Source organism: Nocardioides pelophilus (genome assembly GCF_014180685.1).
GTDB lineage: Bacteria > Actinomycetota > Actinomycetes > Propionibacteriales > Nocardioidaceae > Nocardioides > Nocardioides pelophilus.
Genome location: NZ_JACEHF010000294.1, coordinates 1 through 1,874 on the forward strand (window position 1 = coordinate 1; position 1,874 = coordinate 1,874).

A 1,874-nucleotide genomic window follows, 5' to 3' on the forward strand; every position below is an offset into this window, starting at 1 on the left:
CGCCTGCTCACCGCGGCCCGCGCGCTGTGGCCCGCCCTCGACCGGGCCGAGCTCGTCGAGGCGCTCGCCCGGGACCGCCCGGGCTCGCCCGACAACCTGCCGCTGGTGGGGCCGACCGCGGACGGCGCCGTCCTCGCCGCGGGGCACTTCCGCCACGGCGTCCTGCTCGCCCCGCTCACTGCCCGCCTGGTGGCGGACCACCTCGAGACCGGCGCCGTCGACCCGGCGCTCGACCCCCGCAGATTCCCAGGAGGAGACCGATGAGGCTGTCCGTCAACGGAGTGCCCGCCGAGCACAGCGGGACGATCGCCGACCTGCTCACCGACAGGCTCGCCGACCCGAGACCCCACGGGATCGCGGTCGCGGTCAACGGCGAGGTGGTGCGTCGCGACGACTGGCCGCGCCGGCTGCTCGTCGAGGGCGACCGGGTCGAGGTCGTGACGGCGGTGCAAGGGGGATGAGTGGTCTCACGATCGCCGGCCGCACGCTGGCCTCGCGGCTCTTCCTCGGCACGGGCGGGCTGCCGAGCCTCGCCCTGCTGGCACCCGTGCTCGCCGCCGCGGAGCCCGGGCTGGTCACGGTGTCGGTACGACGGACCTCGGCGACCCGCGACGGCGGCCTGCTGGCGACCGTTCGCAGGGCGGGCGTCCCGGTGCTGCCGAACACCGCCGGCTGCCTGACGGCGCGCGAGGCCGTGCTGACCGCGGAGCTGGCCCGTGAGGCTCTGGAGACGGACTGGGTCAAGCTGGAGGTCATCGGCGACGAGGCCTCGTTGCTGCCCGATGCGGTGGGCCTCGTCGACGCCGCGGACCAGCTCGCCCGCCGCGGCTTCGCCGTGCTGCCCTACACCACCGACGACCCGGTCCTGGCCCGGCGGCTGGTCGACGTCGGCTGTGCCGCGGTGATGCCGCTGGGATCGCCGATCGGGTCGGGGCTGGGCATCCTCAACGCGCACGCGATCGNTCGCCGATCGGGTCGGGGCTGGGCATCCTCAACGCGCACGCGATCGAGGCGGTGCGCGCGGCCGTCGACGTCCCGGTCGTGCTCGACGCGGGCGTCGGCACGGCCAGCGACGCGGCGCTCGCGATGGAGCTCGGCTGCGACGCCGTGCTCGCCGCCACCGCGATCACCCGCGCCGACGACCCGGTCGCGATGGCCGGCGCGCTCCGCCTCGGGGTCGACGCCGGACGTGCCGCTCGCGCCGCCGGCCGGATCCCGCGCCGCGCCGGCGCCCGCGCCTCGAGCCCGATGGCCGGTCGGATCGCATGATGCGCGAGTCGGCGCCTGTTGGCAGCTCAGGAACGCCGAGTCGACGCTTGTCGTCTGGAGCCGACTCGGCGCTCTCCGCGTGCACACAAGAGCCGACTCGCGTGCTGCTGCTGACGGACCGGGCCCAGCTCAGGTTGGGGCGGGCGCTGCTGCGGACGATCGACGAGTGCGTCGAGGCCGGGCTGCGCGCAGTCGTCGTGCGCGAGCACGACCTCGAGCGGTCCGCCCGGCACGCGCTGGTCGCTGCCCTGGCGGCGCTGCCCGACCTGACCGTGATCAGCAGCCGGGTCCCCGACCCGGCCGCGCACGGGACGCACCTCGCTGCCCACCAGCCCGCGATCGACGGGTGGTTCGGCCGGTCGTGCCACTCCGTGGCGGAGGTACGACGAGCCGCGGCCGGTGGGGCGTCGTACGCGACCCTGTCGCCGTACGCCCCGACCCGGAGCAAGCCCGGCTACGGCCCGTCGCTGCCCGACGGCGTGTTCGCCGACCTCCCGATCCCGACCTACGCCCTCGGCGGGATCACCCCGGCCAACGCGGCCGCCGCCCGGCAGTCCGGCGCCCAGGGGGTCGCCGTGATGGGCGAGGTGATGCGCGCCGCCGAC

4 protein-coding genes and 1 pseudogene are annotated in these 1,874 nt (G+C 76.3%); all 5 read left to right on the top strand.

Annotated elements, in window-relative coordinates:
• The coding region (locus H0488_RS23100) for an FAD-dependent oxidoreductase (RefSeq protein WP_183101516.1) at positions 1–264 on the top strand (264 nt) is incomplete at its 5' end.
• Positions 261–461, top strand: coding sequence for a sulfur carrier protein ThiS (gene thiS, locus H0488_RS23105; protein WP_183101517.1), 201 nt, complete (start codon positions 261–263; stop codon positions 459–461). The genes H0488_RS23100 and thiS, both read left to right, overlap by 4 nt.
• Positions 458–856, top strand: a pseudogene (locus tag H0488_RS24825) (thiazole synthase); the annotation flags it as partial. The gene thiS and the pseudogene H0488_RS24825, both read left to right, overlap by 4 nt.
• Positions 857–1,014: 158 nt before the next feature.
• Positions 1,015–1,269: a hypothetical protein gene (locus H0488_RS24830; RefSeq protein ID WP_312856499.1), complete on the top strand. Its 255-nt coding sequence runs from the start codon at positions 1,015–1,017 to the stop codon at positions 1,267–1,269.
• A gap of 101 nt (positions 1,270–1,370) precedes the next feature.
• Positions 1,371–1,874 (top strand): thiamine phosphate synthase (locus H0488_RS23115; protein ID WP_220794921.1); only part of this gene is annotated, 504 nt, incomplete at its 3' end.